Source organism: Actinacidiphila polyblastidii (assembly GCF_036353415.1).
Lineage (GTDB): Bacteria > Actinomycetota > Actinomycetes > Streptomycetales > Streptomycetaceae > Actinacidiphila > Actinacidiphila polyblastidii.
Window position 1 is genome coordinate 68,491 of sequence record NZ_JAZEWV010000018.1, and the last position, 21,624, is coordinate 90,114.

The following is a 21,624-nucleotide window of genomic DNA, read 5'->3' on the forward strand; positions in this document are numbered from 1 at the left end:
GGGTGTCCGGGACGGAGGGGAAGAGGCGGGAGGGCGGACCGGCAGGAGAGCGGACGCCCTCAGATGACCTGGCGGGAGAACCGCGACCTGCCCTCTGTCAGATCGAGCGGGAGCGCCACGGTCACCTTCCACCGATCCTGGTCGTACGGACCCGCTTCCAGCCTTCCGCCGATCATGCGGGCCCTCTCGCTCATCCCGACAAGACCGAAGCCGCCCCGGGCGGCCGGGGCGGCCACCGAGGTCCCGCGTTCGTTGACGACCTCGACGACGAGCGCGTCGGTGAGGCCGAGGACCGAGCCCACCTGCACGGTGACCGCCACCGGACTGCCGGTGGCGGAGTACTTGCGCGCGTTGGTCAGCGACTCCAGCACGATCCGGTGCAGCGTCACAACGAGTTCGGCCGGGCACTCCAGGGCGCTCAGGTCGCTCGGCAGCGACAAGTACACAGGCTGCTGGTCGTCGTCGCCGACGGCGTTCAGGACCGCCTCGTGGAGATTCGTCGCGGTCGCCCCGCTGTCCGACCGGGCAGTGCCGATCAGGTAGCGGATCGCCTGCAAGGCCTTGGACCCGGCCTGGGCGATATCCGTGATCATGTCCAGCTCGTCTGTCCTCTCACGGCCCTGGAGGACTGCCACAGTCTCCACCGCCTGGGCCTGCACGACGATGCCCGCCACATGGTGGGCGACCAGATCGTGCAGGTCACGGGCGAGGGACAGCCGTTCATCCGAGCGTATCGAGGAGAGCTCGGCTACCTGCCGATGATCGGCGTCCCGGAGCATCGTTCCGGTCGCCACGGCGAACCCCCAGCTCAGGGCTACGCCGAGGACTGCTGTCCGGCCGAGCCCGCCGGGAGCCTGCAAGGTCAGGTCCGCGGTAGTGACCACTCCCGCCACCAGGCTGAAGGAGGAGGCGCAGACCAGGGAGCGGCGGCGGCACAGGGCGCTCACGACGACCAGCAGGCACAGCACCTGGGTGGCGAACGGCTGCGTTAACCGGTGGGCGTCGCCGGTGTCCCAGAAGCGCTGAACGACCGCGGCGGCGAGGCCCAGCGCGCAGAAGAAGAGCACCCATAGGCCGAGGAACAACGTCCGGCGGGGGAACCACCGCCGCAGCAGTGTCAGCGTCGCGATGCTCGGGACCCAGACGGCGGACAGCACGTGCCAGCCGGTACTGGAGTGGCCGGCGTAACCCGTCGGCCGCAGCAGGAGTGCGGCGTCGATCCCGACCGCGACCGCCAGGGCGGTCAGTTCGACCAACAGCGACCGGGTGGCGGGAACAGGGCCGCCGGCTGCCCGCGGATCGGCGACAGCCTGCTGCTCAGGGAACATGGAACTCTTCTCCAGCCGTCGTGCACCACGCGGTGGGACTGGTCGAACGGCGAACTCCGGTCGCCAGCCTGTCTACCCGCCCCGTCCCGCGGTGTCCAGCCAGGGTTCCGAGCCATCCCGCTGTCGTGCCGCAGGGCGAGGACGGGCCGTTCAGCCGGGTCAAGCCGCTTCCACCATCGCCTCGCGCAGCATCCGGAGCGCGTAATGGGACCGGCTCTTGACGGTTCCCAGTGGGATGTTCAGGTCACGTGCGGCCTCCAGGCCGGTGTCGCCCATCAGGTAGACCTGCACGACGACCCGCCGATGTGACGCGCTCAGCGTGGACAGCGCCTCCGCCAGGACGAGCGCGTCCATGGTCCGCCGGATACCGTCGTCCTCACATCCCAGGGCGTCCTGCGCGGGTTCCGTGTGCACCTCGGTCGGCCTCACCAGGGTGCGGCGATGGGCGTCGATCACCACGCGGTGCGCGACCTTGAAGAGCCAGGGGCGCACGGCCTCGTCCTCCAGGAGGAGGCCCTTCTGCCAGAAGCGCAGCATGGTCTCCTGGACGACGTCCTCCGCCTTGAACCTGTCGCCCCCGACCAGGCGGAGAACGTACGCGTACAGGGCATCCCCGTAGGCGTCGTAGGCATGCCGGACAGCGCGTTCGGCCGGAGTTCCCGAACCATTTGATCCCATGACTGTGCGCATGCTGCATCAGCTCCCGAGTGGATGTGGTGTTCCGGCCTCGTGGGAGGGCACCGCTGGCAGCCCGTTGTCTTTACGCGTCCCGCGCCGGACGGATCGGTGCGCGGGGCGGCTGCGGGGTGCGTCTCCCTGACCGGCGGCGGGAGTCTCTCCTGCCGCACTTCAAGCCAACCGTGAGCCGGTAGCGGTCACATCACCGTGCGTGATGATCCGGGAGACGTCCAATGGCTGGAGCACTTGGCTGAATGGCCAAGCCGCATGGCCACTTCGGTGAGGAACTGTTCGTCCGACACCGTGGCCGACCGGTCTCGCCACGCATATGGCCTTCAAGCAGCGTTGTCGCTCCGGCCAGTTGAATCCCGGCTGAACCGAATGCGTATGTCCCGCGTTGGTCCGAAGTGAGACCTTCCCCGTCGCTCCGGGCCGGACGGCCGGACCGTCCGGCAAGGCCGGCGCCGCGCCGCTTGGAGCTGCGACGGGGCAGGAGCACGGTCCACGTACCCGATCGACAGCAGGTAACCAATGAGCGACAACGTCGAGCCCGCGACCCTACTCGTGCGGTCGTTCCCCAACGTGCTGAGCCTGAGAGGAGAGCCCAACGAACCTCAGATGCCTCGCGAGAAATCCTTCGCCCACATCCGCAACGTGCTTCTCCGGAACGGTCTGCAGGATTTTCAGACAGTGGGCTCTGATATCGCGGCCACGATCGAGGCCCTGTGGCTGGTGGCCGGAGAGCACGGCGCACGCCGGATCGACACCTATTTCATGGATCGCGCGAACGACACGTACTACACCGCGATCAAGGGAACTCCCGCGTACGACACCGGCATGCAGGCCATGGCATTGGGCGAAGCCAAGCGCTGGGCAACCGAACACAGCAACAGCCCCTCCGCGGGAACGGAATTCGCCACCAACCTCACCGTCCCTCAGCGCATCGAGATGACCAAGCTCATCGGCAACGCGTTCGATGTCGCCCGGAGGTTCGAACATCACGGGCGGGCGCAAGGCGACTCGTTCGGCGGCCCCGCCATCTCGCCGTCCGAGTTGCGCTCGTCGGTTGCCGGCCTGATGAGACCGGTGTCGGGACTCAATAGCTCCGGCACAGCGAGTCACCGCACGCCCGCGGGCGCCGACCAGGTCCAGACACGGCACCGGAGCAAGGGAAGCGGTCACAGCAACGGTCGGTGACCCATCCGGGGGCCCGTGGCGGCGTCGGGGTTGGTGGTGAAGAAGGGCAGTTCTTCGGGCGGCTACCCGGAGCCTGAGTTTGCGGCCGGCGGCGGCCCCGTTCCGCGTGGTCAGCGTCGTCGCTCTGCTCCTCGTGCCGCCGCACCTCCTGCGGGCCCCGCGGATCCGGCCGGTTGGCGTACTGGCAGGTGGGAACCGTTGCCCGGGTCATCCGGGGCCCGGGGTCGAACACGCTCACCTGGCGGCTGTGGCGCCGTTGTTGGTGCAGCGCGTGAGCTTGGCGACTTGGGCCGGGATGAGTTGCGGGGGATGACCGCCGGCCGCGTGCGGTCTTCGGCGCTTGTGTTCCAGACGGTGGCGACGGTTGAGCCGACACGGACGACGGTGAAGGCCATGGGGAGGCGCGGTGCGGTGGGCGATACTCCCAGCGCTGCCGTGGCGCCGAGACGCGCACAGGCAGAGCCCTTGTTTGCCCAGCGGATATTGCCCGGCGTCGAACGTCCGCGTGGCATCCGGCTGAATTGAGCTTTGCCCGGCTCCGCTCGGGTATTTCCTGCCCAATGGCACGGATGCGGAATGCGCATCTCGAATCAGCCTGAATCAAAGAATCCCCAGGTCTTCGACCTGGGACTTTGATAAAGAGCGGATGACGGGAGCCCGAACCCGCGCTTGGCCGTGGCTGTCCGCGGTGTGCCGCTGGATCTGGCGCGGAAGCGGCACGACAACGTGCTGCTTGCAGGGTGCTGTGCGTGAGGACGCACCCCGCGTCGGGCCACGGGCTGAGACGTGCCTGCGCTTGAACGCGGGTCGATGGGTGCCGTTGACAGCGTCAACGGCACGGAGTAAACACGAGAGGCTGCCCGATGGGAGCGCTCTCATCAGGTGGTGTACCCATGCACCAGGGCACTTCCGGCTCCGCGGTAGACCACGGCTCACGCTCTTAAGAGACACGCTCACGAGACCACGTCAAGGCTCACGAGACCACGCTCAGGAGGCGCCATGTCGATTCCCGCCCTTGCGCCAATCGGACTGCGCCCCGGCCGCCGCCGACCGGAACTCCGCCTGTTCAGCGCGTTGACCGCCACCGTGCTGGCTGTCCTGCTCGGCGCGTTCACCACCCCACCTGCCCATGCGGCCGGCAATCCGACCGGTGACGCCTTCTGGGGGGACACCAGCACCATTCCCGCCGCTCACAACGCGATCGAGGTGAAGATCCTCAACCGTATGGACGGGGCCTATCCGGACAGCAAGGTCTTCTGGAGCTTCAACGGCCAGACGCACTCCATCGCCGACCAGCCGTATCTGGACATGCCGGCCAACTCCGCCGGCCGGATGTACTTTTACGTCGGCTCAGCCACAAGTCAGTACAGCGACTTCGTCGAGTTCACGGTCGGCGGCGACGTCTTCAACGGGAACACCACCCGCGTGGACGCCTGGGGTCTGCCGATCGCGATGAGGCTGCATGCCAAGGACGGATACGACGTCAAGGTCGGTGACACGCAGAAGCTGTTCGACGAACCGCGCACTCAGGTCTTCACGGATTTCAGCAACGCGGTCCCGCAGCCGTTCAAGGCGCTCGCCCAGGCCCAGGCGCCCTACCGCATCATCGCGCCGGGCAGCGCGGCCAACTTCCGCGCCAGCGGGGCGAATGCCGGCTACTACACCGCCTACGCCAAGTCAGCCGGAGTCAACGAATCCACCCAGAACATCTTCGGGTGCGCCGGCTCCCTGGCCGCGAACGCCACGATGTGCGCGGCATTGAACCGGCACGTCGCCACCCTGCCGGCCGCGCAACAGGCGGATCCGAGCCGCTACTACAAGGCCGGGCCAGCCAACTACTACGCGCGGTTCTGGCACGACAACGGGATCGGCGGGCTCGCGTACGGCTTCCCCTACGACGACGTCGCCGGGCAGTCCACCTTCGTTTCGCACGCCTCCCCGAAGTGGTTGGAGGTCGCGGTCGGCTACTGACCTCGGCCGTCGCGGTGTCGCGCCACGCCCTCGCCCACCCCCTCAGGAGGCCCCGCATGAGCCCGTTGACAAGCCGCCGACGCCAGCCGGGCGGCCCCGTTCCCAGTTCCTCGCTGCTGCGCACGGTCCGCCGCTGCGCCGCGGCGGCAGCAGTCTGCCTGCTCGCCGCCCTCACGCTGCCCGGTACGGCGAACGCCACTCCCGTGCCTCCGCCCCCCAGCGGATGGTCCACCGTCTTCAGCGACAACTTCGCCGGCGCGTCGGGGAACGCGCCCAACTCCGCCAAGTGGAAGTTCGACACCGGGCCCGGATCGTCCTTCGGTACCGGCGAGATCGAGACCATGACCCGCTCGTCGTCGAACGTCCACCTCGACGGCAGCGGTCACCTGGCGATCACCGCGCTGAAGTCCGGCGGCGACTGGACATCCGGCCGCATCGAGACGCCGACCGCTGTCGCGGGAGCCCCGGCCGGCGGCAAGCTCAAAGTGGCCGCCTCGATCAGGCAGCCGGCCCCCGCCGCCGGAACCGGCTACTGGCCGGCCTTCTGGATGCTCGGTCCCGGCCAGTGGCCGGAGAACGGCGAGATCGACATCATGGAGGATGTCAACGCCCTCTCGAAGCTGTCAGGTACGGTCCACTGCGGGACCAACCCGGGCGGCCCGTGCAACGAGAGCAACGGCATCGGCAGCGGTCTGCGGGCCTGCGCGGGCTGCCAGGCCGCCTACCACACCTACGCGATGGTCCTCGACCGCACGAACGCGTCGAATGAGTCGATCACCTTCTCCCTGGACGGGAAGGCGTACTTCACGGTCACGGAGAACCAGGTGGGGGGTGCGACCTGGAAGCAGGCATTCGACCACAAGATGTCGATCATCCTCGACCTGGCGATGGGCGGGGGCTATCCCAACGGGGTGTGCGGCTGCACTTCGCCGAACGCCGCCACCGCCTCCGGCGGCACGATGCACGTCGGCTGGGTCGCGGCCTGGACGACCGGCTGACCGGCCGCACCCCTCGTCACCCGGTAGGTCACCGCCGGCGCGCGGCCCGTCCGCGCGTCGGCGGTGACCTCGGGCGTCTTGCCCCGACGGATGTTGCCGGATCGGTGGTCGGCGCTGGAGATGTGGTGCCCAGTCCTTCCCCACGCGCGGGGATGGATCCCCGGGTGACGACGTGTGTCGTGTCTACAAGGGCATGGGACGCTCATAGCCCTATGAGCCAGCCGTAGAGAATCGACAAGAACGCTGCTCCTGTGTCACAACTGCGCGCGGTCTTCGAAATGGCCTGCGCAAATAATGCGACCCCGGCTCTATGGCCTGGGCCTTTTCTTTGGAGCGGATGACGGGAATCGAACCCGCGCTCTGAGCTTGGGAAGCTCATGTTCTACCATTAAACTACATCCGCGTAATCGTGCGGGACGCGCCTGGTGCGGGGCGGTCCAGGGATACTGTACCGCATGGCTCGTGGGGGTGGGGCGGGGGAAACGCGGGGTGGGGCGGGGTGCTGAGGTCGGGGTGGGAGATCCCCTAATGTGTGGGTTTGTCGGCCACGCGGAGCGGGGGAAGGGACGCCATGGAACGCACCGTTGTTCGTTGTGCGGAGGGGCACGTGTTCAGTACGGCCTCGTTTCCGCTGCGGCACCTGGGGGCCGATCGGCTGGGCCCGGGGCGGCTGTTGAGGTGTCCGAGGTGCGCGCGGCTTCGGCACGCGGTGCCGGTCGGGGCGCAGGGCGCCGGGAAGTAGCGCGACCACGCCCGGTGGGCGGGCGCGGGCGCCCACCTGTTGGGCGTTAGTCTCGGGGGGTGCTTCTCTCAGACAAGGACATCAGGACCGAAATCGACAACGGGCGCGTGCGCGTGGACCCGTTCGAGCCGACGATGGTGCAGCCGTCCAGTATCGACGTACGGCTGGACCGGTTCTTCCGGGTCTTCGAGAACCACCGCTACCCGCACATCGACCCCGCGGTCGAACAGCCCGATCTGACCCGGCTGGTGGAGCCGGACGGCGACGACGCGTTCATCCTGCACCCGGGCGAGTTCGTCCTCGCGTCGACGTACGAGGTGATCACGCTTCCGGAGGACATCGCCTCGCGGCTGGAGGGCAAGTCGAGCCTCGGCCGGCTCGGGCTGCTCACGCACTCCACCGCCGGGTTCATCGACCCCGGCTTCTCCGGGCACGTCACGCTGGAGCTGTCCAACGTCGCGACGCTGCCGATCAAGTTGTGGCCCGGGATGAAGATCGGGCAGCTGTGCCTGTTCCGGCTCAGCTCGCCCGCCGAGTTCCCGTACGGCTCCGACAAGTACGGCTCCCGCTACCAGGGGCAGCGCGGTCCGACGGCCTCCCGCTCGTACCTCAACTTCCACCGCACCCAGGTCTGACGCCCGCCACCGGCGCCGTACGGTCACGGGTGCATCCGGGCGCCCTTCATCACCTTGTCCACCCCGTTCCGCGGCCCGTACACGGCGAGGCCCACCAGGTCGAGCGAGGTGCGCGGCACCGCACGCACCGCCGCGCGGTTGGCCGCGTCGTGGCCGGTCGCGAAGAGGTCGGACGTGAACAGCGCCCGCGGCAGCGCGCGGGTCAGCGCCCGGTCCAGCGCGGTGGCCAGCAACTCCTTCGTGCCCTGGAAGACCATCACCGGCTGCCGGAACATCGGCAGGTACGCGGTGCCGTCCGCGTCGGCGTACGGCTCGCCGACCACTTCGGGCAGCGTCGGACCGAGCCCGCTGACCAGGAACGCGGTGGCGTTCAGCCGCTGCCACGGCTCCAGGTCCTCCCGCAGCAGGACGGCGATCTTGGTCTCGAAGCGCGGCGCGGCGGTGGGTGCGGCCGAAGTGGTGTGCTCTGTGCTCATGCCCCTCAAACTGGCTGCTCCGGGGCCTCCCCGTCTTGTACGTTCCTTGCGTGACGGCGACCGTATCCCTCGCGCACCTCAGCGACCCCCATGTGACCACCGGCGTGCTCGGCGCCGCCCCCGCGATGGCGCTGCGCTTCGCGCTCGGCCGGGCCAGGAGGCTCGATCCGCGGCCTGACGCGTTGGTGATCACCGGAGACCTGGTGGACCACGGGCGGCGCGACGAGTACGAGGCGCTGCGCGAGGTGCTCGGGTCCTTCCCGATGCCCGTGCACCTGGTCGCCGGCAACCACGACGACCCCGCGGCGCTGCTCGACGTGTTCGCCGGGACGCCGTTCCTGCCGGCCGAGGCCGAGAAGCGGCTGCGCGAGCCGGGTGGCCGGCTGCGCTACGCCGTCGAACACCCGGCGTTCACCGTCGCCGTACTGGACTCACGGGTCGAGGGCGAGCCGGGCGGGCTGCTCGGGGACGCGCAACTCGACTGGCTGGACGCGACGCTGGCGGCCCGCCCCGACACGCCGGCGTTCGTCTGCCTGCACCACCCGCCGCTGCCGATCGGCGTGCCGATGGCCGACGGGATGCGGCTGGCGGACGGCGACGCGCTCGCCGCGGTCGTCGCGCGGCACCCGCACGTCGCCCGGGTACTGGCCGGCCACGTGCACCGGCCGACCGCCGCGGCCTTCGCCGGCACCACCCTGGTCACCGCGCCGAGCACGCACCTGCAGAGCGACCTGCGGCTGACCGAGGGCGCCCCCGGCTTCGTCCCCGAGCCCACCGCCTTCCAGCTGCACCTGCGGCCCGCGGGCGGGTCCGCCTGGGTGACGCACACGGTCGCCGTCAGCCACGCGGCGGCTCCGGTGCTCTAGCGGTACCGGTACCGGTACCGGCAGACGCGGCGACCCGCGCCGCCATGGCGTCAGATCAGCGGCAGCTTGAACAGCATCAGCAGCGCCACCAGCTGGATCGACGACGCACCGAGCGCCTTGAGCCACGGCAGGTCGTGGGACTTGCCGACCATGGACGTCAGCAGGGTCGCGCAGGCCAGCCAGGTGAGCCAGCCGAGGAGCTGGACGAAGCCGTTGCCGCCGCCGAGGAAGAGCGCGAAGAAGAGCCGCGGCGCGTCCGTCAGCGAGGTGATGAGCATCGCCAGGCCGATGGTCGGCGCCCAGGCTCCGTCGCCGCCGAGCTGGCGGGCCAGGGTGTTGGTGACCGCGCCGAGCGTCACCGCGCACAGCACGACCGCGACGCCGGTGGTCAGCACCCACGGGACGCTCGTCGCGAGGGTGGCGCTGAGCACGTCGCTGCGGGCGGCGTCGAAGCCGAAGACGGCGAGCAGCCCGTAGACGAAGGTGACGGTGAGGGCCGGGCCCCACACGGTGTGGTCGCGCATCTGCCAGAAGGTCTGGCCGGGGCGCAGCACGATGCCGCTGAGCAGCTGCTTCCAGTGCAGGCGCGGTCCTGCGGGCGGCGCGGCGGCCCGGCCGGCGCGGTAGGTCGCCACGTTGTCGTAGCCGTCGCCCGTGCCCGCGCCGAAACCCCCGTCGAAACCCTCGGCCGCGCCGTCGGCGAGCGCCTGCGGCTCGCCGAGGGTGAACGCCCGGGTGTGACCGGGCGCGTCGTCGTAGCCCTGGGCGCCGGCCTGACCGAAGTACTCGGGCTCGCCGGTCGGCGCCGCGTACGGCTGGTACGGCTGCTGCGCCGGCCCCGGCCCGTACCCCGGCCCGGGGGCCTGGCTGTGCCCGTGCCCGGGTCCCTGTGCCGGTCCCTGCGGCGGCTGCGACGGTCGCGGCCGCTTCCTGCCGTACCGGGACCGGGGCGAGCCCTGCCCGTATCCGGGCGGATATCCGCCGCCCTCGCCCTGTCGATGCGTCTGTCCAGCCACCCTTCGAACGTACCCGCTCCCCGTGACACCCGTGCCGGAGCCCGTACGCGAGCGGGCCATTGGGGCCAAGCTGTGACACGCCGGGTAGCGTTCCGCCTATCGGACCTGGGGGAGGGAACGTGCCGATGACGACGCGCGAGCGCGGCAAGGCGGACACGGCGCGCAGCAGGCGTACGGCTACGGCTACGGCAACGGCTGTGCGCTCGGGCGTGGCCCTGCTGGCGGCGATGGTCCTCGCCGGGTGCGGCGGATCGGGTTCGGGCGGCGCGCACGCCCAGGGCAAGGCATCCGCGTCCGCCTCCGCCTCGACGGCCACCGCCTCCGCACCGACCGGCGGCGCGAGCGCGCCTCCACCGCCGCCAGCGCCGCCCGCCTCCACCGCCCCGCCGGCCCCGCCGACGACGCCCCCGCCGGCCGCGGGGACGCTGCCCTCCCGGCTGGAGGCGGACGGCACGACGATCACCGTCGGCGATCCGGCGGCGCCGCACACCGTCGCGGTCTACGAGGACCCGCGCTGCCCGGTCTGCGCGCGCTTCGAGGCGGCCAACGCGAAGAAGCTGACCGCGCTGGCGGCGTCCGGGAAGGTCAGGCTGCAGTACACCCTCGCGTCCTTCCTCGACGTGAACTTCGGCGGCGGCGGCTCGAAGCGCGCGGTCAACGCGCTGCGCGCGGCCGTGCCGGAGAACCGTTTCGCGCCGTTGCACGCGCTGGTCTACGCCCACCAGCCGGACGAGTCGCAGGACGGCTTCACCGTCGCGTACCTGCTGGAGCTGGCCGGCCGGGTGCCGGGCCTGCGCACCCCCGCCTTCGACGCGGCGGTGCGCGGCCAGTCGTACGGCTCGTTCGTCACGCGCTCGGAGACCGCGTTCACCGCGTCGGGCGCGACGGGCACGCCGACGGTGCGCATCGACGGCACGGTGGTCTCCGGCGGCGGCGCGGACATCGTCACCGCCGCCGGTTTCGCGCGCGTGCTCAGGCAGCACGGCCTCGGCTGACCGGCCCGGCCCGGCAGCCGGGCGGCCCGGCTGCCAGGGCGTCAGGCGGTGCCGGCCGACGCCCCCTGCGCGGCGTCGTCGTCCCCGTCGTCCCCGTCGCTCGCGGCGCTCGCGTCGCCCCCGGCGACACCGGCCGCGACCGCCACCGGCGTCCGCACCGAGTCGAGCAGCAGCTGCGCCACGTCCACGACCTGGAGCGACTCCTTCGCCGAGCCGTCGTTCTTCTTGCCGTTGACCGAGTCGGAGAGCATCACCAGGCAGAACGGGCAGGCGGTGGAGATGATGTCCGGGTCGAGGGACAGCGCCTCGTCGACGCGCTCGTTGTTGATGCGCTTGCCGATCCGCTCCTCCATCCACATCCGGGCGCCGCCCGCGCCGCAGCAGAAGCCGCGCTCCTTGTGGCGGTGCATCTCCTCGTTGCGCAGCCCCGGCACCTTCGCGATGATCTCGCGCGGCGGCGTGTAGACCTTGTTGTGGCGGCCGAGGTAGCAGGGGTCGTGGTAGGTGATCAGGCCCTCGACCGGGGTGACCGGCACCAGCCGGCCGTCGTCCACCAGGTGCTGGAGCAGCTGGGTGTGGTGGATGACCTCGTACTCGCCGCCGAGCTGCGGGTACTCGTTGGCGATGGTGTTGAAGCAGTGCGGGCAGGTGGCGACGATCTTCTTCGACGCCTTGGGCCGCGCGCTGCCGGGGACGACCTTGCCGTCGTCGTCCAGTTCCTCGCCGAAGGCCATGTTGAGCAGGGCCACGTTCTCCTGGCCGAGCTGCTGGAAGAGGAACTCGTTGCCCAGCCGGCGGGCGGAGTCGCCGGTGCAGTTCTCGTCGCCGCCCATGACGGCGAAGTTGACGCCGGCGATGTGCAGCAGCTCGGCGAACGCCTTGGTGGTCTTCTTCGCGCGGTCCTCCAGCGAGCCGGCGCAGCCGACCCAGTAGAGGTAGTCCACCTCGGTGAGGTCCTCGACGTCCTCGCCGACGACCGGGACCTCGAAGCCCGCTTCCCGCTGGAGTTCCTGGACCCAGGCCAGGCGCTGCTTCTTCGGCAGGCCCCAGGGGTTGCCCTTCTTCTCCAGGTTCTTGAGCATCGTGCCGGCCTCGGAGGGGAAGGACGACTCGATCATCACCTGGTAGCGGCGCATGTCGACGATGTGGTCGACGTGCTCGATGTCCACCGGGCACTGCTCGACGCAGGCGCCGCAGGTGGTGCAGGACCACAGCACGTCGGGGTCGATGACGCCGCCCAGGCCGTTCGGGCCGTCGGCCGCGGTGCCGACCAGCGGGCGCTCGGCCTCGGCGAGCGCGGCGGCGGGGACGCCGGCCAGCTGCTCGGGGGTGCCCTTCTCCTCGCCCTCGGCGGTCTTGCCGCCGCCGGCCAGCAGGTAGGGCGCCTTGGCGTGGGCGTGGTCGCGCAGGCTCATGATGAGCAGCTTGGGGGAGAGCGGCTTGCCGGTGTTCCAGGCCGGGCACTGCGACTGGCAGCGGCCGCACTCGGTGCAGGTGGAGAAGTCGAGGATGCCCTTCCAGGAGAAGTGCTCGATCTGGGAGACGCCGAACTGGTCGTCCTCGCCCGGGTCCTCGAAGTCGATGGGCGCGCCGCCGCTGGTCATCGGCTGGAGTGCGCCGAGGGCGACCGGTCCGGTGGCGTTGCGCTTGAACCAGATGTTCGGGAAGGCCAGGAAGCGGTGCCAGGCCACGCTCATCGTGGTGTTCAGGCCCAGCACGATGGCCCAGATCATGGTGACGCTCAGCTTGATCATCGCGGTGAGGTACACGACGTTCTGCAGCGTGCCGGTGCTCAGCCCGCGGAAGGCGGCGACCAGCGGGTAGGACGCGAAGTAGCCGGCCTCGTAGTGGTCGACGCCGTGCAGGGCGCCTTCCAGGCCGCGCAGCGTCATGATCGCCAGGCCGATGACGAGCACCACGTACTCGACGAAGTACGCCTGCCAGGCGGTCGAGCCGGCGAAGCGGGACTTGCGGCCGGCCCGGGAGGGCAGGTTGAGCAGCCGGATCACGATCAGGGTGATGATGCCGAGGGTGGTGAGCGTCGCGATGAACTCGGTGTACAGCTCGTACGGGAGCCAGGTGCCGATCCACGGCAGGATCCAGTCGGCCTTGAAGAGCTGGCCGTAGGCGTTGACGATGGTCAGCGCCAGGGTGAGGAAGCCGACCGCCACGAACCAGTGGGCGATGCCGATGACGCCCCACTTGTTCATCCGGGTGTGCAGGGCGAACTCACGGGCGAGCGTCTTGGTGCGGCTCAGCGGGTCGTCGGTGCGCGTGCCCTCGGGCACCGGCTGGCCGATCCGGACGACCCGGTAGATCTGCGCGACGGCGAGGCTGATGAGCGCGACGCCGACCGCGGTGAGGACCAGCGACACGATGATCGCGGCGAGTTGCATGGGGGCTCCTCGGGCCTGCGCAATCCGAAACGTACTAAGCGGTAACTTACTCCGGTCTCGGCTGAGGTTACCCGGGTTTCCCGGGTCCATGAAGCCGCGCCGCTGGTGATCTGTGTCGCGCGGCACAGTGGCGCCGCCGGCGCTTCCCCGGCTGTGGGGGAGCGTACGCCGTGGCGGCGCGATTGAAGGCGCGTCAATCGTGACAAACATGGAGACGGCGGACAACGGTCCGCGGCGTCCGCAGGCGGCCGGGAACGGCCGGGAGGTGACCGGGAGATGCGCGCGGTGCTGCGCTGGGCGGCGATCGGCGCCGGCCTCGTCCTGGTGGTGGCGTGCGGTCTCGGCCTGGCCGCCTACCGCAAGTTCAGCGGCAACATCCGTACGGACACCACCGCCGAACGGGTGCTCGCCCAGGACGCGGCGCAGCGCCCGCCCGCGCTGGTCCCGGGCGCGCGGAACATCCTCGTGATGAGCGCGCGGCCGACCGGCGGGCCCGCCCGCCGCGGCGGCCGCCCGGGGCGCGGCGAGGCCGAGGCGGCCGTACTTCTGCACCTGTCCGCCGACCGGCGGCGCGCCGCGGTGGTCGGCGTCCCGCCGACGCTGCGGGTCAGGATTCCGGCGGCCTGCGGGGCGGACGCCGGCCTGCGCGCGGCGGCCGCCCCCGGCGCGGCCCCGGGCGGCGGCGCGGGGCGGGGGACGGGGTCGGGGGGCGCTCCCGGCGAGTCCCCGGCCCGCTACGGGCCCTTCGCCGACGCCTTCCGCGAGGGCGGCGCGGCCTGTTCCATCCGGGCCTTCGAGGAGCTGAGCGGCATCCGGGTCGACCACCACCTGGTGGTGGACGCGCGCGGCTACCAGCGGATCGCGGCGCCGGTGTCCGCGGCAGGCCGCCGCACCAGCGACCGGCGCGGCGACCTGCTGCGCGCGCTGGCCCGCGAGGCCCGCGGCGGCGACGGCGGCCTCGCCCACCCGGCCAGGCTCTACGGCTTCCTCGACACCGCGACCTCCGCGATCACCGCGGACCCGGGCCTCAGCTCGCTGCCCGCGCTGTACGAACTGGCCGGCAGCCTGCGCGCGCTGCCGCCGGACGGCCTGGTCTTCCTCACCGTCCCGGGGGGCCCGGGAAGCTCAGGGGATGCAGGGGATGCAGGGGATGCAGGGGGCTCATGGGAGACGGCCGGCGCGGCCGGTGTGGGCGGCGCGACGGCGGGTACGGGCCGTGCGGACGCCGCCCGGCTGTTCGCGGCGGTACGGGCGGATCGGCCGCCTGCGCAAGGCTCGCGCCGCTAAGTTGAGCCGACCGCGCTCATGTCATTTGACTCTCCTGACGCGCTCAGGCACTCTTGAGCGAGATTCACTCAAGTCGGTCAGCTGGAGGATTCACCATGGCACGTGCGGTCGGCATCGACCTGGGCACGACTAATTCCGTCGTCAGCGTTCTCGAAGGCGGCGAGCCCACCGTCATCACCAACGCAGAGGGCGCCAGGACCACGCCGTCCGTCGTCGCCTTCGCCAAGAACGGCGAGGTGCTCGTCGGCGAGGTCGCGAAGCGCCAGGCGGTCACCAACGTCGACAGGACCGTCCGGTCGGTCAAGCGCCACATGGGCACCGACTGGAAGATCAACCTGGACGGCAAGGACTTCAACCCGCAGCAGATGAGCGCCTTCATCCTGCAGAAGCTCAAGCGGGACGCGGAGTCGTACCTGGGCGAGAAGGTCACCGACGCGGTGATCACCGTCCCCGCGTACTTCAACGACTCCGAGCGCCAGGCCACCAAGGAGGCCGGCGAGATCGCCGGCCTGAACGTGCTGCGGATCGTCAACGAGCCGACCGCGGCGGCCCTCGCCTACGGCCTGGACAAGGACGACCAGACCATCCTCGTCTTCGACCTCGGCGGCGGCACCTTCGACGTGTCCCTGCTGGAGATCGGCGACGGCGTGGTGGAGGTCAAGGCCACCAACGGCGACAACCACCTCGGCGGCGACGACTGGGACCAGCGCGTCGTCGACTACCTGGTCAAGCAGTTCCAGTCCGGCCACGGCGTGGACCTGGGCAGGGACAAGATGGCCCTCCAGCGCCTGCGCGAGGCCGCGGAGAAGGCGAAGATCGAGCTGTCCAGCTCCACCGAGACCTCGATCAACCTGCCGTACATCACCGCCTCGGCCGAGGGCCCGCTGCACCTGGACGAGAAGCTCACCCGGGCGCAGTTCCAGCAGCTGACCAGCGACCTGCTGGAGCGCTGCAAGACCCCGTTCCACAACGTCATCAAGGACGCCGGCATCCAGCTGTCCGAGATCGACCACGTGGTCCTGGTCGGCGGCTCGACCCGGATGCCGGCCGTCGCCGAGCTGGTACGCGAGCTGACCGGCGGCAAGGACGCCAACAAGGGCGTCAACCCCGACGAGGTCGTCGCGATCGGCGCGTCCCTGCAGGCCGGCGTCCTCAAGGGCGAGGTCAAGGACGTCCTGCTGCTCGACGTCACCCCGCTGTCCCTGGGCATCGAGACCAAGGGCGGCATCATGACCAAGCTGATCGAGCGCAACACCACGATCCCGACCAAGCGCTCGGAGATCTTCACCACCGCGGAGGACAACCAGCCGTCGGTGCAGATCCAGGTCTACCAGGGCGAGCGCGAGATCGCCGCGTACAACAAGAAGCTCGGGATGTTCGAGCTGACCGGCCTGCCGCCGGCGCCGCGCGGGATGCCCCAGATCGAGGTCACCTTCGACATCGACGCCAACGGCATCATGCACGTCGGCGCGAAGGACCTGGGCACCGGCAAGGAGCAGCGGATGACCGTCACCGGCGGCTCCTCGCTGCCCAAGGACGAGGTCGACCGGATGCGCCAGGAGGCCGAGCAGTACGCGGACGAGGACCACCGCCGCCGCGAGGCCGCCGAGACCCGCAACCAGGGTGAGCAGCTCGTCTACCAGACCGAGAAGTTCATCGCGGACAACAAGGACAAGCTCCCCGAGGACGTGAAGTCCGAGGTCGAGGACGCGCTCGCGGACCTCAAGGAGAAGCTGAAGAACGAGTCGACCGACGACGGCAACACCGCGGCGATCCGCGAGGCCACCGAGAAGGTCGCCGCCACCAGCCAGAAGCTCGGCCAGGCGCTGTACGCCAACGCGCAGGCCGAGGGCGGCGCGGCGGGTCCCGGCGCGGACGCCCCGGGCGCCGAGCAGGCCGCCGCTGACGACGACGTGGTGGACGCCGAGATCGTCGACGACGAGAACGGCCAGAAGAGGGACGGTGCCGCGTGACGGAGGAGTCGAAGGGCTTCGAGGAGCCCGACGTCCCTTCCGAGGCCGCCGAGGCGCCGGAGTCCGGCACGCCGGACAAGGCCGCTGAGGCAGGGCCCGCGGGGTCTGCCGGTTCCGCCGACGAGGCGGGCCCGGCGGCCCCGGGCGGGGACGCCGTCGCGCAGCAGCTGACCGCCGCGCGGGCGCAGCTGGACCAGGTGCGGACCGCGCTCAACGAGCGCACCGCCGACCTCCAGCGGCTCCAGGCCGAGTACCAGAACTACCGCAGGCGGGTGGAGCGGGACCGGGTCGCCGTCAAGGAGATCGCGATCGCCAACCTGCTCACCGAACTGCTCCCGGTGCTGGACGACATCGGCCGGGCGCGGGAGCACGGAGAGCTGGTCGGCGGCTTCAAGTCGGTCGCCGAGTCGCTGGAGACGGTCGCGGCGAAGCTGGGGCTGCAGCAGTTCGGCAAGGAGGGCGAGGCCTTCGACCCGCTGGTGCACGAGGCGCTGATGCACAGTTACTCGCCGGATGTCACACAGACGACATGCGTGCAGATCCTCCAGCCCGGGTACCGCATCGGGGAGCGCAACCTGCGCCCCGCGCGGGTCGCGGTCGCCGAGCCGCAGCCCGGCAGCCCCGCCAAGGACGAGGCGGAGCAGGACAAGAAGGCGGACGACGAGGAGACCGGTGGCCCGGACGAGGGCTGACGGACACAGGAGAGCGCAGGCCGGAGAGGAGGGACGTCGGGGATGAGCATCAGCAGGGACCTGTTGGAGAAGGACCTGTACAAGGTCCTCGGCGTCCCCAAGGACGCGACCGACGCCGAGATCAAGAAGGCGTACCGCAAGCTGGCGCGCGAGTTCCACCCGGACGCCAACAAGGGCGACGCCAAGGCCGAGGAGCGCTTCAAGGAGATCTCCGAGGCCAACGACGTGCTCTCCGACGCCAAGCGGCGCAAGGAGTACGACGAGGGCCGCGCGCTGTTCGGCAACGGCGGCTTCCGGCCGGGTCCGGGCGCGGGCGGCACGGGCGGCTTCAACTTCGACCTCGGCGACCTCTTCGGCGGCGCGGGCGGACCCGGCGGCCCCGGCGGGCCCACCACGAGCGGGCAGGGCGGCGGCTTCGGCGGCGGCCTGGGCGACGTCTTCGGCGGGCTGTTCAACCGGGGCGGCGGCACTCGCGTGCAGCCGCGCCGCGGCCAGGACATCGAGTCCGAGGTGACGCTCAGCTTCACTGAGGCGGTGGACGGGGCCACGGTCCCGCTGCGGATGTCCTCGCAGGCGCCGTGCAAGGCGTGCTCCGGCACCGGCGACAAGAACGGCACCCCCCGGGTGTGCCCGACCTGCGTCGGCACCGGGCAGGTCTCGCGCGGCGGCGGTGGCGGCTTCTCGCTCACCGACCCGTGCGTGGACTGCAAGGGCCGCGGCCTGATCGCGGAGAGCCCCTGCGAGGTCTGCCACGGCAGCGGCCGGGCCAAGAGCTCGCGCACCATGCAGGTCCGCATTCCCGCCGGGGTCACCGACGGGCAGCGGATCCGGCTGCGCGGCAAGGGCGCTCCCGGTGAGCGCGGCGGTCCGGCGGGCGACCTGTACGTCGTCGTGCACGTCGGACGCCACTCGGTGTTCGGCCGCAAGGACGCGAACCTGACGGTGACCGTCCCGGTGAGCTTCACCGAGGCGGCGCTCGGCGGCGAGATCAAGGTGCCCACCCTCGGCGGGCCCCCGGTCACGCTGAAGCTGCCGGCCGGCACGCCCAACGGCCGTACCCTGCGCGCCCGCGGCAAGGGCGCGCTGCGCAAGGACGGTTCGCGCGGCGACCTGCTGGTCACCATAGAGGTCGCGGTGCCGGACAGGACCGAGGGCGAGGCGCTGGACGCCCTTGAGGCGTATCGCGAGGCCACCGCGGACACCGACCCGCGGGCGGAGCTGTTCAAGGCCGCAAAGGGAGCGTGAGCAGATGAGCATCGACGGCGGGATGGGAGGCGGGCCGCGCGGTCCGCGGGTGTCCCGCAACCCCTACCAGCTGACCGAGGAGTCCCCGGTCTACGTCATCTCGGTGGCGGCCGAGCTGTCCGGGCTGCACCCGCAGACCCTGCGGCAGTACGACCGCCTCGGGCTGGTGTCCCCGGACCGCACGGCCGGCCGCGGCCGCCGCTACTCGGCGCGGGACATCGAGCAGCTGCGCGAGGTGCAGCGGCTGTCGCAGGACCAGGGCATCAACCTGGCGGGCATCAAGCGGATCATCGAGCTGGAGAACCAGGTCGCCGCGCTCCAGGCCCGCGTCGCCGAGCTGTCCGCCGCCGTCGAGGGGGCGGCCGCCGTCATCCAGCAGCGGGAGGCGGCGGTGCACGCCTCCTACCGCCGCGACCTCGTCCCGTACCAGGACGTCCAGCACACCAGCGCTCTGGTGGTGTGGCGCCCGAAGCGGGACGGCTGAGCGGCCGCCCCCGCGCGCTGCCGCGCTTTCCGCATGACCAGGCCCGCCGCCCCGCCCCGGGGCGGCGGGCCTGGTCGTGTCCGCGGTCCTGGTCCCCCCCGGGGGTGGCGGCGGGCGAAATTGCGGCGACAGCGTGCGGACGGGCCGCGTAGCGTCGCGGACATGGACGCCCTCACGGAAGCCGAGATCCGCGCCTGCTTCGTCAACTGTTCGAAGGGTGAGGCGAAGCGGCTGAGCTTGCCGCGCGACCTGGCGGAGCGGCCCTGGGGGCACCTGGACTTCCTGGGCTGGCGCGATCCGGGCGCGCCGGACCGGGCGTATCTGGTCGCGCCGGCCGAGGGCGGCCCGGTCGGGCTGACGCTGCGGGTCGCGCCGGGGGCGCGGCGCAATCTGCTGCGCAGCAGCCTGTGCGGGCTCTGCCTGACCGGGCACTCCGGCGGCGGCGTGGACCTGCTGGTGGCGCCGCTGGCCGGCCCGGCCGGCCGGCAGGGCAACACCGTCGGCCTCTACATGTGCGCGGACCTGGCCTGCTCGCTCTACATCCGCGGCAAGAAGTCCTCGGCGCTCGCCAAGCGCCTGGAGGAGACGCTGACCCTGGACGAGCAGATCGCGCGCACCCGCCGCAACCTGGCGGCCTTCGTGGACAAGGTCACCCAGGGCGGCCGGCCGGCCGCCGCGACCCACCGGTCCGGCGCGTCCTCCTGACCCGCACGCTCACGCGCTGCCCATCGCCCGGGTCAGGGCGATCTCGATGACCACCCGGTCCGGCTTGTACGCGAGCGCGCGACCGTAGCGCTCGCCGTAGCGGCGTACCGCCTCGGCGATCCGCTCCGGGTCCTCGCTGACGGTCGCGACGCCCTCCAGCGTGGCCCAGCGGCCGCGCTCCACCTGGCAGACGGCGACGCGCGCGCCGCCGGGGCCCGCGGCGCGGATGTGCCCGGCCTTGGCGCTCGCGGTGTTCGTGGTGATCCGGGCGAGGCCCGCCTCGGGGTCGTAGGTGACGCCGACCGGGACGACGTGCGGGGAGCCGTCGGCGCGGTGGGTGGTCAGCGTGCACAGGTGGTACTCGCGCCAGAAGGCGAGGTAGCCGGCGTCGGGGGCGCGGGGATCGCGGCGTTCCATGACCAGGACCCTAGGACATCGCGGCACTGGGACATCGGGACGCTAGCGGTCGGCACACGGGGCCGTCGGCCCACTAGGCGGTCGGCGGCGCCAGCCGTACCGGCAGCGCGGCGACGCTCGCGCCGATGAAGCCGGGCAGCGGCGGCAGCTCCTCGTCCGGCGCCGCCAGCCGCAGCCCGGGGTAGGCGGCGTAGAGGTCCCGCAGCGCGGTCACCGCTTCGAGGCGGGCCAGCGGCGCCCCGAGGCAGTAGTGGGCGCCGTGCCCGAAGGCCAGGTGCCGGCTGGGCGGCCGGGTGATGTCGAACCGGTCGGCGTCGGGCCCGTACTCGCGCGGGTCGCGGCCGGCCGCGGCGTACCCGGCGAGCACCGGGATGCCGCGCGGCACGGTGACGCCGTCCACCACGAGGTCGGTGGTGGGGTAGCGGAAGGGGAAGTTGGCGACCGGGCTGTCCCAGCGCAGGGTCTCCTCGACCACCGCGTCCCAGGACACCTCGCCGGACAGCGCCAGCTCCCGCTGCTCGGGGTGGCGGCACAGCGCGCGGACCGCGTTGGTGATCAGGTTCAGGGTGGTCTCGTGGCCGGCGACGATCATCAGCAGCAGAGTGCCGGTCAGCTCCTCGTCGCTGAGCCGCTCGGCGCCGTCGTGCAGGGCGTCGTCGCGGGCCGCGATCAGCGCGCTGGTCAGGTCGTCGCCGGGATCGGCCCTGCGCTCCTGCACCACGCGGCCGAGGATCGCGTGGATCTCGCGCTGCGCGGCCATCGCGTCGCCGCCGCCGCTCGACGTGCTGACCATGCGGTGGGTGAGGGTGTGCAGCCGGTCGCGGTAGCCGCTGCCGACCCCTAGCAGCTCGCAGATCACGCCCATCGGCAGCGGGTACGCGAAGTGCCGGCGCAGGTCCACCACGCCGTCGGCGTCCGCGTGTCCGGGCAGCGCCGCCAGCAGGTCGCCGGTGAGCTTCTCGATCCACGGCCGCAGCGAGGCCACCCGGCGCGGCGTGAACGCCTTGCCGGCCAGCCCGCGCAGCCGCCTGTGGTCGTCGCCGTCCGCCGTGATCATCCCGCTGACCAGCGCGAAGGCGTTCAGCTGCCACTGCTCGGGGACCCGGCCCTCCTGGTACGCGGCGAAGTGGCGGGCGTTCTTGGCGACCTTCGGGTCGGCGAGGAAGTCGCGCAGTTCCTTGTGCCGGGAGACGATCATCCCGTCGACGCCGCCGGGCAGTGCCACCGGGCACGCGGCGGCGCTCTCGCGCAGCGCCGCGGCCTGCGTGTGCACGCCGGCGCCGGACGGGTCCAGGGAGTGCGCAGTGCTCATAGGAGTCCTCACACGCGCAGGAGAAAGGGTCAACTCCGGTCATTCCCGGTGGAGTTGCGCCCGATTCTCGCACTGCTGCGCGCGCTTCCTCAACGTTCACCCGGTATTCGGCCGTTCGATCGCCCGGAATCAGCCGGTCCCCGGCACAAAAGGGGTTGCCCGCCACGGGTCGGCCTCGCGTCCGCTCCGGGTCCGCCTCGGGTCTGCTCGG

General features: G+C 71.4%; 19 protein-coding genes and 1 tRNA gene. 12 read left to right on the plus strand and 8 right to left on the minus strand.

What is annotated here, in order from left to right; translation table 11 throughout:
* Positions 1-59: 59 nt before the first annotated feature.
* Positions 60-1,328 carry a sensor histidine kinase gene (locus tag V2S66_RS21295; protein WP_330797498.1) on the minus strand — a complete coding sequence of 423 codons (1,269 nt, stop codon included), beginning with the start codon at positions 1,326-1,328 and terminating at the stop codon, positions 60-62.
* Between the two features lie 159 nt (positions 1,329-1,487).
* Entirely contained in the window at positions 1,488-2,006 is a 519-nt protein-coding gene (locus V2S66_RS21300) for a sigma-70 family RNA polymerase sigma factor (RefSeq protein WP_330797499.1), read from the minus strand.
* A 531-nt stretch (positions 2,007-2,537) separates the two neighbouring features.
* Between V2S66_RS21300 and V2S66_RS21305 the strand changes: the two genes are divergently transcribed.
* The 3 genes from V2S66_RS21305 to V2S66_RS21315 all read left to right on the plus strand — a co-directional run bounded on the left by V2S66_RS21305 (position 2,538) and on the right by V2S66_RS21315 (position 6,172).
* Positions 2,538-3,203 carry a hypothetical protein gene (locus V2S66_RS21305; RefSeq protein WP_330797500.1) on the plus strand — a complete coding sequence of 222 codons (666 nt, stop codon included), beginning with the start codon at positions 2,538-2,540 and terminating at the stop codon, positions 3,201-3,203.
* Between the two features lie 999 nt (positions 3,204-4,202).
* Positions 4,203-5,174 carry a glycoside hydrolase family 64 protein gene (locus V2S66_RS21310; RefSeq protein WP_330797501.1) on the plus strand — a complete coding sequence of 324 codons (972 nt, stop codon included), beginning with the start codon at positions 4,203-4,205 and terminating at the stop codon, positions 5,172-5,174.
* A 56-nt stretch (positions 5,175-5,230) separates the two neighbouring features.
* Complete coding sequence (locus V2S66_RS21315; RefSeq protein ID WP_330797502.1) at positions 5,231-6,172, plus strand: glycoside hydrolase family 16 protein; 942 nt, start codon at positions 5,231-5,233, stop codon at positions 6,170-6,172.
* Between the two features lie 329 nt (positions 6,173-6,501).
* Here V2S66_RS21315 and V2S66_RS21320 read toward each other — a convergent pair.
* A tRNA-Gly gene (locus tag V2S66_RS21320) sits at positions 6,502-6,575 on the minus strand.
* A gap of 398 nt (positions 6,576-6,973) precedes the next feature.
* On the opposite strand from V2S66_RS21320, the gene dcd reads away from it, so the two are divergent.
* Positions 6,974-7,549: a dCTP deaminase gene (gene dcd, locus V2S66_RS21325; protein ID WP_330797503.1), complete on the plus strand. Its 576-nt coding sequence runs from the start codon at positions 6,974-6,976 to the stop codon at positions 7,547-7,549.
* Between the two features lie 23 nt (positions 7,550-7,572).
* Here the strand turns inward: dcd and V2S66_RS21330 are convergent, their stop codons facing one another.
* The gene (locus tag V2S66_RS21330) at positions 7,573-8,025 is read right to left on the minus strand and encodes a DUF2000 domain-containing protein (protein WP_330797504.1); all 453 of its coding nucleotides are present in this window, start codon (positions 8,023-8,025) and stop codon (positions 7,573-7,575) included.
* Between the two features lie 50 nt (positions 8,026-8,075).
* On the opposite strand from V2S66_RS21330, the gene V2S66_RS21335 reads away from it, so the two are divergent.
* Complete coding sequence (locus tag V2S66_RS21335) at positions 8,076-8,891, plus strand: phosphodiesterase (protein WP_330797505.1); 816 nt, start codon at positions 8,076-8,078, stop codon at positions 8,889-8,891.
* Positions 8,892-8,941: 50 nt separating this feature from the next.
* On the opposite strand, the gene V2S66_RS21340 is transcribed toward V2S66_RS21335, so the two are convergent.
* Entirely contained in the window at positions 8,942-9,907 is a 966-nt protein-coding gene (locus V2S66_RS21340; RefSeq protein ID WP_330797506.1) for a Yip1 family protein, read from the minus strand.
* A 125-nt stretch (positions 9,908-10,032) separates the two neighbouring features.
* On the opposite strand from V2S66_RS21340, the gene V2S66_RS21345 reads away from it, so the two are divergent.
* Positions 10,033-10,902, plus strand: a complete 870-nt coding sequence (locus tag V2S66_RS21345) for a DsbA family protein (protein WP_330797507.1) — start codon at positions 10,033-10,035, stop codon at positions 10,900-10,902.
* Between the two features lie 41 nt (positions 10,903-10,943).
* Here the strand turns inward: V2S66_RS21345 and V2S66_RS21350 are convergent, their stop codons facing one another.
* Complete coding sequence (locus tag V2S66_RS21350) at positions 10,944-13,298, minus strand: (Fe-S)-binding protein (RefSeq protein ID WP_330797508.1); 2,355 nt, start codon at positions 13,296-13,298, stop codon at positions 10,944-10,946.
* Positions 13,299-13,574: 276 nt separating this feature from the next.
* Here V2S66_RS21350 and V2S66_RS21355 point away from each other — a divergent pair, with 276 nt between their 5' ends.
* The 6 genes from V2S66_RS21355 (at position 13,575) to V2S66_RS21380 (ending at position 19,684) form a co-directional block, all read left to right on the plus strand.
* On the plus strand, positions 13,575-14,585 hold the full coding sequence (locus tag V2S66_RS21355) for an LCP family protein (RefSeq protein ID WP_330797509.1): 1,011 nt from the start codon (positions 13,575-13,577) through the stop codon (positions 14,583-14,585).
* Positions 14,586-14,680: 95 nt separating this feature from the next.
* Positions 14,681-16,558 (plus strand): molecular chaperone DnaK, encoded by a 1,878-nt coding sequence (gene dnaK / locus V2S66_RS21360; RefSeq protein ID WP_330797510.1) that lies wholly within the window; start codon positions 14,681-14,683, stop codon positions 16,556-16,558.
* The gene (gene grpE / locus V2S66_RS21365; RefSeq protein WP_330797511.1) at positions 16,555-17,250 is read left to right on the plus strand and encodes a nucleotide exchange factor GrpE; all 696 of its coding nucleotides are present in this window, start codon (positions 16,555-16,557) and stop codon (positions 17,248-17,250) included. Before dnaK ends, grpE begins: the two co-directional genes overlap by 4 nt.
* A 42-nt stretch (positions 17,251-17,292) precedes the next feature.
* Positions 17,293-18,495: a molecular chaperone DnaJ gene (gene dnaJ / locus V2S66_RS21370; protein ID WP_330797512.1), complete on the plus strand. Its 1,203-nt coding sequence runs from the start codon at positions 17,293-17,295 to the stop codon at positions 18,493-18,495.
* A 4-nt stretch (positions 18,496-18,499) separates the two neighbouring features.
* Positions 18,500-18,979, plus strand: coding sequence for a heat shock protein transcriptional repressor HspR (locus tag V2S66_RS21375; protein WP_330797513.1), 480 nt, complete (start codon positions 18,500-18,502; stop codon positions 18,977-18,979).
* A gap of 162 nt (positions 18,980-19,141) precedes the next feature.
* Entirely contained in the window at positions 19,142-19,684 is a 543-nt protein-coding gene (locus V2S66_RS21380) for an FBP domain-containing protein (RefSeq protein WP_330797514.1), read from the plus strand.
* A gap of 9 nt (positions 19,685-19,693) precedes the next feature.
* Here V2S66_RS21380 and V2S66_RS21385 read toward each other — a convergent pair whose 3' ends face one another.
* A complete protein-coding gene (locus V2S66_RS21385; protein WP_330797515.1) occupies positions 19,694-20,101 on the minus strand; it encodes a pyridoxamine 5'-phosphate oxidase family protein in 408 nt (135 codons plus the stop codon).
* A 73-nt stretch (positions 20,102-20,174) separates the two neighbouring features.
* Positions 20,175-21,413 carry a cytochrome P450 family protein gene (locus tag V2S66_RS21390; protein ID WP_330797516.1) on the minus strand — a complete coding sequence of 413 codons (1,239 nt, stop codon included), beginning with the start codon at positions 21,411-21,413 and terminating at the stop codon, positions 20,175-20,177.
* Positions 21,414-21,624 lie beyond the last annotated feature (211 nt).

Excerpts from the sequence above, each read along its gene's own strand:
- V2S66_RS21295 (WP_330797498.1), bottom strand. The coding sequence starts at position 1,328 with ATGTTCCCTGAGCAGCAGGCTGTCGCCGATCCGCGGGCAGCCGGCGGC.
- V2S66_RS21300 (WP_330797499.1), bottom strand. The coding sequence starts at position 2,006 with ATGGGATCAAATGGTTCGGGAACTCCGGCCGAACGCGCTGTCCGGCAT.
- V2S66_RS21305 (WP_330797500.1), top strand. The coding sequence starts at position 2,538 with ATGAGCGACAACGTCGAGCCCGCGACCCTACTCGTGCGGTCGTTCCCC.
- V2S66_RS21310 (WP_330797501.1), top strand. The coding sequence starts at position 4,203 with ATGTCGATTCCCGCCCTTGCGCCAATCGGACTGCGCCCCGGCCGCCGC.
- V2S66_RS21315 (WP_330797502.1), top strand. The coding sequence starts at position 5,231 with ATGAGCCCGTTGACAAGCCGCCGACGCCAGCCGGGCGGCCCCGTTCCC.
- V2S66_RS21330 (WP_330797504.1), bottom strand. The coding sequence starts at position 8,025 with ATGAGCACAGAGCACACCACTTCGGCCGCACCCACCGCCGCGCCGCGC.
- V2S66_RS21345 (WP_330797507.1), top strand. The coding sequence starts at position 10,033 with ATGACGACGCGCGAGCGCGGCAAGGCGGACACGGCGCGCAGCAGGCGT.
- V2S66_RS21350 (WP_330797508.1), bottom strand. The coding sequence starts at position 13,298 with ATGCAACTCGCCGCGATCATCGTGTCGCTGGTCCTCACCGCGGTCGGC.
- V2S66_RS21355 (WP_330797509.1), top strand. The coding sequence starts at position 13,575 with ATGCGCGCGGTGCTGCGCTGGGCGGCGATCGGCGCCGGCCTCGTCCTG.
- dnaK (WP_330797510.1), top strand. The coding sequence starts at position 14,681 with ATGGCACGTGCGGTCGGCATCGACCTGGGCACGACTAATTCCGTCGTC.
- dnaJ (WP_330797512.1), top strand. The coding sequence starts at position 17,293 with ATGAGCATCAGCAGGGACCTGTTGGAGAAGGACCTGTACAAGGTCCTC.
- V2S66_RS21375 (WP_330797513.1), top strand. The coding sequence starts at position 18,500 with ATGAGCATCGACGGCGGGATGGGAGGCGGGCCGCGCGGTCCGCGGGTG.
- V2S66_RS21380 (WP_330797514.1), top strand. The coding sequence starts at position 19,142 with ATGGACGCCCTCACGGAAGCCGAGATCCGCGCCTGCTTCGTCAACTGT.
- V2S66_RS21385 (WP_330797515.1), bottom strand. The coding sequence starts at position 20,101 with ATGGAACGCCGCGATCCCCGCGCCCCCGACGCCGGCTACCTCGCCTTC.
- V2S66_RS21390 (WP_330797516.1), bottom strand. The coding sequence starts at position 21,413 with ATGAGCACTGCGCACTCCCTGGACCCGTCCGGCGCCGGCGTGCACACG.